We start from the raw sequence: 7163 nt of genomic DNA, 5'->3' as shown, positions 1-7163 counted from the left end.
CCCGGCACTCGTCTGAACCGTCCCGGCTATGTCCTCGTCGACGGGGACGGCAACCTCGTCGGCCTGCAGGAGAGTTTCCCGAATGCGTTCGTCCTCACTCCCGAAGGCGTCGCAGAGAGCTTGCAGAGCGAGACCGAGACCAACACGCTCCTGGACGGACGTCCCGTGGCGGCGCTCGCCCGCGACGACGATGTGCTCGTACTCACGGAGTCGGGCGATGAGGCGCGAATCGGCGCCCTGAGCCTGACCGACGGAGTCCTGGAAGAGGTCAGTTCGCTCACCGGGCCGGCCAGCGACGACTGGGCGGCGGCGTTCCTCGACCTGCCCGACGGCTTGTTCGTGCAGTGGGACCGGACATGGTGGAGGCTGGCCGGCGAGAACGACGTGAACGGCGTCCTGGGCGAACCCGAACGAGTGGAGTCTCCGGTCGACGGCGTCATCGCCAGTGCTCAGACCGCCACCGGTGTCCTGGCACTGACCGAGACCGAGCTCGTCGAACTCGACGAGTCGCTCGACGTCGTGCAGCGACACACCTGGAGAATGCCAGAAGACGCCGAGGGCCAGACCGTCACGGCAGCGGTCAGCGACGGCGCCGACGGCCTCGTCGTCGCCACCGCGGGGCTGCCCACCTCCACCCGCAACGACTCCGGATCGGTCCTGCACATCACGCCCACGGCCGTCACCGTCCTCGCCACCGGTCACAAGCCGGCGTCGGAGGCGAGCACGGACTGTGAAGACGGCGACGTCGACGCGCAGTCCAGTCACCTGGCTCAGCCGGTGTCCGTCGCCGTCTGGGAGGAACGGATCATGATCGCCGACTACCGGTGCAACGCCGTGCTCCAGTTGCCGCTGCCTGACACCACGGGGTGATGCCGGCCGATGCCCGGCGCCGTCAGCCGCCACCCGCCGAGGCGCTCTCCGCCTGCCACTCCTGCGCGTTGTCACGGCATTCCTGGACGGCGTCGTCCAGCGGGTCGCCCAGACTGGTCCGCGCGTCGCCCACGAACCCCTCCAGGTCGGTCATCCAGTCGTCGGCCTTTCCGCCTTGCCAGGTGTCTTCGTTGGCGAATTCCATGATCGCGTCGATCGCGTCTCGGATGTTCCCGGCGGCCGTGTAGACCTGGCTCATGGCCTCGTTGCATTCCTGAACGTATGGGATCGCCATGACTGCGGCTCCTATCGCGGTTCGTTGAATCGGTCGTCGTTGGACGCGAACTCATTCGTGGCATCCCCGAACCCGTCGGGCGCGTTGCCCGCGATGTCGGCCAGCGGTTCGGGCAGTTGGCTCCACCAGAGGTCGAAGGCGGCTTGCTCGTCTTCGTTGCGCGGCGAGATGACTCCGCCGTGCACGAACGACGCGTCGTCGGGCAGCGGATACGCACCGGAATTGACGAATCCCTGGGCAACGTAGGTACGCATGTCCGCGATGTCGACGCGCATGTGGTACTGGGTGTCGCGATCGACCTGCGCCGCAGCATCCGTCGGGAACAGAGAGTCCTTGGAGGCGCCCCCCGCTATGTCGGCGAGCGACCTGACGAACTCGATCGGCTTCGAGTCCAGCGGCACCGCGCCGACGACGCCCGTCACGACGTCGAAGTAGGTCTGCGCCTGTGTGTTCGCCGCGTCCTGTGCTTCGGCCTCGTCGAACTCCTGATCTGCGAACACGATCGACACCATGCCGTTCAGATAGCCGAACTGGGTCAAGAGGTCCGCCTCGTCGGGATGCTCGGAAAGAATCTGAGCGGCGCCCTGAAGCTGTCCCTGCACGGCTCCCCGGAACGAACCAGCCGCCTCAGGGTCGGTCATGAACACATGCATGAAGCCGTTCATGACCTCCGTGTTGGTCTGCAGCACGTAGGCGCCGTCCTGCTCCAGCACCGAGTGCACGTCAGCATCCGGTTGCTGCGTGGACCGGGCCATGTCCGGTGCGTAGGCCGAGCCCACGACGGCGAGGGCCTGCGCCAGGGATGGCGGCGTCTGCGGATACTGCTCTTGCTCGAAGTCGCCGCGGTCCATCTGGCTGAGCTCGTAGCCCGCCATGAAGATGTTCGCCGCCGCCTCCGCCGACTGTTCGCTGTTCTCCTCGCCGCGGTCGAGGGCCGCGGCCTGCAGAACGCTTGCCGCCGGCCCGGAGTCGTCCCCGATGCCGTACTCGCCCGTCGCCTCGTCGTAGTCCATCGCGCCGGGCGTCTGCCAGCTGTAGTCGACCAGGGCCTCCGCATTCTCCAGACCGTCTTCGCCGGTCAGCAATATCCGGCTGGCCTCAGGGTTCTCGCCGGTGCGGCTCAGGATCGCCAGCACGGGATCGTACTCCCGCATCAGACTGATGCCTTCGGCGGCGTCGTCCAAGCCGACGTCGATGTAGTCGACGTCGATACCGAGCTCGGTCCACCAGTCGCCGTCGTCCTGGACCCATCCGCTGGGCACGTAGCCCGAGCCGACCACGCCTCCTTCGCTGTATGTGGGCCGTGGCGGGTCGTTCTCCTCCCGCCACTCCAGCGCCGCGTCGGCCGCATCGGCCATGAACGACGGGCTGTACTGGTCGCCGGCAGGGCCGTACTTCATCATCAAGCCGGTGGCCAACGTGTTGTCCGAGTCGAGCAGCGGATCCATCGCACCATCGCTGAGCGTGAGCTCACCCGCGTCGCTGAACTGCGTCGTCGCGGCCACGCCCGTGGCGTACCAGCCCAACCGGTCCTGGGCCTCATCTGAGAGAGGCACATCCTCGTCGATGACCTGCTTGTTGTACGTGTCGATGACTCCGGCCCCACCGTAGGTGAAGAACGCCTCCAGGTAGGCGGGATCATCGGCATGCGCTTCCATCGCCTCCGCAAGCTCTTGCTGCATCCGCGCCTGCTCATCTGCGTCGCCACCCTCAGCCGCCTGCGCGAAGTTCACCGCGTCTTCCATGCCTTCCTGCGCGAGCGACTCATCGGTGATATCCCATTGGATAGTGCGCCAGTGGGCTTGGTCGCTACCCTGCTCCGTGAAGACAGGACCGTGCGCGGCAGTGGCTGCCAGGTCCGCGCGGTCCATCATGGGGGCCCACTCGGCCTCCACCCATTCGAGCAGAGCCGTCAGCTTGCTGCCGTCGAATGTGCCGCTCCAGCCGGAGATCCCATTCGTGACCGCAGGTGTCTCATCACGAAGCGTCTGGGCAGCACTCTTCAAGGCGCTGGCCAGATCGCGCAGCCGATCTGGGTCCACGGACAGATACTCGGACATCAGGACTCCCTCGACCGCACGTCAGAATGATCAATGTTCGATGTGTGTAGAGCCTTGTTACACGGCTTCATAGTCGTCGTCTAGCAGCTCCATATACTGCTGAGAGAGTCAGTCCGTGGAGACGACGTCTGACGTGCCGATGACCGCGCCCGAGGAGTCCAAGGCCTCAACGGCGATGAAGTCCACGTCGTCCACCTGGGCCAAGGTCTCGAAGCCGTCCCGGCCGACCGTCTCCACGGGTTCCAGGGCGTCCTCAGCCTCGCCGCCCAGGAGGCGCCACTGATCGACCTCGGTGGCGCCGTTCCAGCTCATGTACACGTCGATCTGGCCGTCGTCGGTGCCTTCGACGGTGACGTCGGGCGGCGTGGCCGGCGTGCCTTCCCACGGCATCCGGAACGCCCGGTAGGACTCGGCCGGCTCGAGCGTGGCCTGCATGACCGCCTCGCCGTCGGCGTCGAACTCGGTCATGCTGGATCCGCTGCCCCAGCCCACGAAGACGCCGCCGCCGTCGAGCATCTGCGTATTGCCCTGGCTGCCGGCGAGGATCGGTTCAGGGTTCGTGCGTTCCTCGACGAGATCGACCGTCCCCGCCTCCTCATCGAGCTCCAGCACAATGGCCCGGGACTCGTCCGCCGTCTTGGGCAGGGCCTGGTTGTCGAACAAGCTCAGCTCGCCGGACTCGGTCCACCTGGCGTCATGCTGCCACGTGAAAGTCGTCTCCTCGTCCATGGCGAAGTCGCTGCTCTTGCCGCCGAGTATCCACCGCACGTCGCCGGTCTCGCGGTCGAGGTAGTACACGGCGTGGGTGTTGCGCGCCGAGACGAGCAGGCCGCCATCATCGTCTTCGGCGACCGAGTTGACGTGGAACCAGTCGAACGGTGCGTCCTCGTCATCCTCCTCCTCGTCGTCGTCACCGCCGAGTTCGTCGTACGTGTCGGACATCGGCACGTGCTCGCTCGCGTCCCATTCGAGCAGGACCTCGCCGGTCTCCACGTCGATCTCCTGCACATAGTTGTTCAACATCTCGCCGTCTTCGTCACCGCCGAAAGGCGTCAGGTCGGCCGGCTCGGTCTCGTAGGCCAGCACCAGGGCCGTGCCGTCGTCGGTGAGCTCGAAATCGTGCAGGTCACCGGCGCGATCGTTGCCGGCCCCGATGCGGGCGACTTCCTGGTACGAGGAATCCATGATCACGAACTCGCCGCTGCCATGTCCTTCGTGCGACTCGCCCTCCCACCAGGTGAGCACGGGCTGGCCCCGGTACTCCTGCACGCGGAAGTCGGCGACGTTCATGTCCTCCCGGGGCAACGACCAGATCACCTCGCCGTCGTCGTCCACGATCAGCGCGCCCGTCTGGGCCTCGGCCTTCTTCGGAGCCATGAACAGGTAGCCGTCGGCCGTCTCACCCGACGTCTCGACACCGATCAACGGCGGGGTCAGGTCCGGGCGGGTGACGAAGCTCTGGGACTCGACGCTCTCGTCATCGTCGCTGGTCGTCTCCCCGTCGTCTCCACAGGCCGTCATCACCAGCGCCACCGCACCGATGACCACCATCGTCGAACCGTTCGCTCGCCGGCGGCCCGGCCGCCTCACACCTCTCATTCAGGCAAGTCAACCACGCAGTGCTACACACGCGTTTCTCCGACGACGGCGGCCCGGTCCATGGCGGCTCGTGTCACGTCGCTCATGATCATCAACTGTCAGACCCATGATGGTGTGGCCAACGGTTGATGATCACGAGTGAGTCGACAGGGCAGGTATGGCATACGGTCTCTGAGACGTGGATGATAGAGGTATGTCGAGCGCGTGGGAAGATGCAGGCCAGGCCCTGGAAGACGAGCGCCTTTTCGTCCATCCCGACGCGGCGGCCGAACTCGAAGGCGCTGATATCCCCTTCACCGCGGAGGAACAAGAAGAGGCGGAGGTCATCCTGGAGGGGGCCTCCGCGTCCATCCGGGTCGCTGTCTTGCCGCAGGCCGCCGACGGCGCCATCAGCGCGCGCGATCTCGCTCGAGAGCACAGCCAGGGGACGTTCGTGATCCTGTTCACTGCGTCCGTTCCAAGAAACGTCGGCGGCTCGGCGTTCTCGTATGAGCTCAGCACCCAAGCGCTCCAGTCTGAAGCCGGCGAGGCGTTGGCGAACTCAGGCAATACGCTCGAGTTCATCGAAGGTATCACCAACCGGGTGGAGAGTTTGACGGACCAAGGCGGCTCCGGTGGTGCCGGCGGAAACGGGAGCGGCGCGAGCGAGCCGAGCGGTGGCGGCGGGTTGCTTCCGTTGGCCATCTTGGCAGGGGCCGGCGGCGGTGGTTTCCTGCTCTACCGACGGAACAAGCGCAACCGGGAACGTGCCGAACTCGAGCAGGTACGCGACGCTCTGGACGAGGACATCACCGCCTACGGCGAACGGCTCTCCGAGCTCGACCTCGACGTGCAGGTCGACTCCAAGGTCCCGGTCGAAGCTCGCAAGGAGTACGGCCGCGCCCTCGACCTCTACGAGAACGCCAAGATGTACGCGGATCGCGCCGAGAAGCCCATGGACCTGCGGGCTGTCACCAACGCGCTGGAAGAGGGCCGTTGGATGCTCGGCTGCGTCGACGCCCGGCTGAACGACAAACCCTTGCCGGATCGTCGCTCGCCATGCTTCTTCGACCCGCGGCACGGCCCATCGGTCGACGACGTCCTCTGGGCGCCGCCCGGCGGCGTGAACCGCACCGTCCCCGTCTGCGCGGCCGATGCCACCCGGATACGGGACGGCGAGGACCCTGCGACGCGGATGGTCACCGTCGACGGCGAGCGCCGTCCGTACTGGGACGCCGGCCCGGCCTACGGCGCGTGGGCAGCCGGTTACTACGGTGCGGTCCTTCCCGCCATGATGGTCGGCACCATGCTGGGCACCACCATGGCCGCACCTCTCGCCTACGGCGGCGCCGGTGGAGAAGGCGGGGGTGACTTCGGCGGCGGCTTCGGCGACGGAGGCGGTGGCGGAGACTTCGGCGGCGGCTTCGACGGCGGTGGGGGCGATTTCGGCGGCGGCTTCGGAGACTTCGGCGGTTTCTGATCTTCCGCGCGCCAAGGTCAGGCGCTGATCACGTGACCTTCTGAGCACGCCGGGCAGGTACTACCCGCCCGGCCGTCTCAGCACGCCGGGCAGGCGCTGACCACCTGGCCTTCCGCAACAGCCCGCGGCTCGCACAGTTCACTGGAACGCGAGCGCAGCACGCCAGGACCGGCGAGCACCTCCACCCACGGCTCCCGACGCCCGACACCGGGGAATTTCCACGCCTTCGTGGCCCGTGACGTAATCGTTACGGCCGAGTTGCCACCAACGCCTTGCAATATATGATCAAAAACGTTTTCGTAGCGGGGGACCGGTTCGGGCGCATCGCCCGGACCGCGTGCATTGGGAGGGAGACTTTTTCATGATTCAGAGCAACGCCCGGCGTGGAGCTGTGGCTGCCAGCTGTGTCGTCGGACTGTCGATGGTTCTAGCGGCCTGCGGAGGCGACGACGAGGACGACAGCGCGTCGGAAAACGGCGGCGGTGATGTCGACTGCGCCGACTACGAGCACTACACGGACGAGTACGGCGATCTCGATGGCACAGAGGTGACGATCTACAGCACGATCACACCCCCTGAGGACCAGCCACACATCGACTCCTACGTGGGGTTCGAGGAATGTACCGGCGTGGACGTGGTCTACGAACACTCCGACGAGTTCGAGGCTCAGCTGCAGGTTCGCATCCAGGGCGGCAGCGCGCCGGACATCGCCTACCTGCCTCAGCCCGGCCTGCTGCAGACGATCGTCCAGGACACCGGCGCGCCGGTGCCGGCTCCGGAAGGCGTCGAGGCCAACGTCGACGAGTTCTTCTCCGAGGACTGGAAGGAGTACGGGACCGTCGACGGGACGTTCTATGCCGCTCCGCTGGGGTCCAATGTG

The 7163-nt window shown here is 66.4% G+C and carries 6 protein-coding genes; 3 read left to right on the top strand and 3 right to left on the bottom strand.

The genetic code is table 11. The features are described 5' to 3' along the window. A partial coding sequence (locus ELR45_RS19610) for a hypothetical protein (protein WP_165367939.1) occupies positions 1-870 on the top strand: 870 nt, incomplete at its 5' end. A gap of 22 nt (positions 871-892) precedes the next feature. On the opposite strand, the gene ELR45_RS19605 is transcribed toward ELR45_RS19610, so the two are convergent. From ELR45_RS19605 to ELR45_RS19595, 3 genes are all read right to left on the bottom strand, one after another. After that, complete coding sequence (locus ELR45_RS19605) at positions 893-1165, bottom strand: hypothetical protein (RefSeq protein WP_129667873.1); 273 nt, start codon at positions 1163-1165, stop codon at positions 893-895. A gap of 11 nt (positions 1166-1176) precedes the next feature. Continuing rightward, on the bottom strand, positions 1177-3225 hold the full coding sequence (locus tag ELR45_RS19600; RefSeq protein ID WP_129667872.1) for a hypothetical protein: 2049 nt from the start codon (positions 3223-3225) through the stop codon (positions 1177-1179). 108 nt (positions 3226-3333) lie between these two features. Then, complete coding sequence (locus tag ELR45_RS19595; RefSeq protein ID WP_165367938.1) at positions 3334-4776, bottom strand: arylsulfotransferase family protein; 1443 nt, start codon at positions 4774-4776, stop codon at positions 3334-3336. A 241-nt stretch (positions 4777-5017) separates the two neighbouring features. Between ELR45_RS19595 and ELR45_RS35505 the strand changes: the two genes are divergently transcribed. Further along, the gene (locus tag ELR45_RS35505; protein WP_165367937.1) at positions 5018-6283 is read left to right on the top strand and encodes a hypothetical protein; all 1266 of its coding nucleotides are present in this window, start codon (positions 5018-5020) and stop codon (positions 6281-6283) included. Between the two features lie 361 nt (positions 6284-6644). Continuing rightward, positions 6645-7163: extracellular solute-binding protein (locus ELR45_RS38435; protein ID WP_205856892.1), on the top strand; the 519-nt coding region annotated here is incomplete at its 3' end.

Origin of the sequence: Phytoactinopolyspora endophytica, from assembly GCF_004138495.1 — a bacterium.
Classification (GTDB): Bacteria; Actinomycetota; Actinomycetes; order Jiangellales; family Jiangellaceae; genus Phytoactinopolyspora; species Phytoactinopolyspora endophytica.
Note: the sequence above shows the minus strand (reverse complement) of the source record. Positions and strands in the feature narration are given on the sequence as shown.

What these genes read in the sequence shown, in the direction of transcription:
- ELR45_RS19605 (WP_129667873.1), bottom strand. Translation starts at nt 1,165, where the DNA reads ATGGCGATCCCATACGTTCAGGAATGCAACGAGGCCATGAGCCAGGTC.
- ELR45_RS19600 (WP_129667872.1), bottom strand. Translation starts at nt 3,225, where the DNA reads ATGTCCGAGTATCTGTCCGTGGACCCAGATCGGCTGCGCGATCTGGCC.
- ELR45_RS19595 (WP_165367938.1), bottom strand. Translation starts at nt 4,776, where the DNA reads ATGGTGGTCATCGGTGCGGTGGCGCTGGTGATGACGGCCTGTGGAGAC.
- ELR45_RS35505 (WP_165367937.1), top strand. Translation starts at nt 5,018, where the DNA reads ATGTCGAGCGCGTGGGAAGATGCAGGCCAGGCCCTGGAAGACGAGCGC.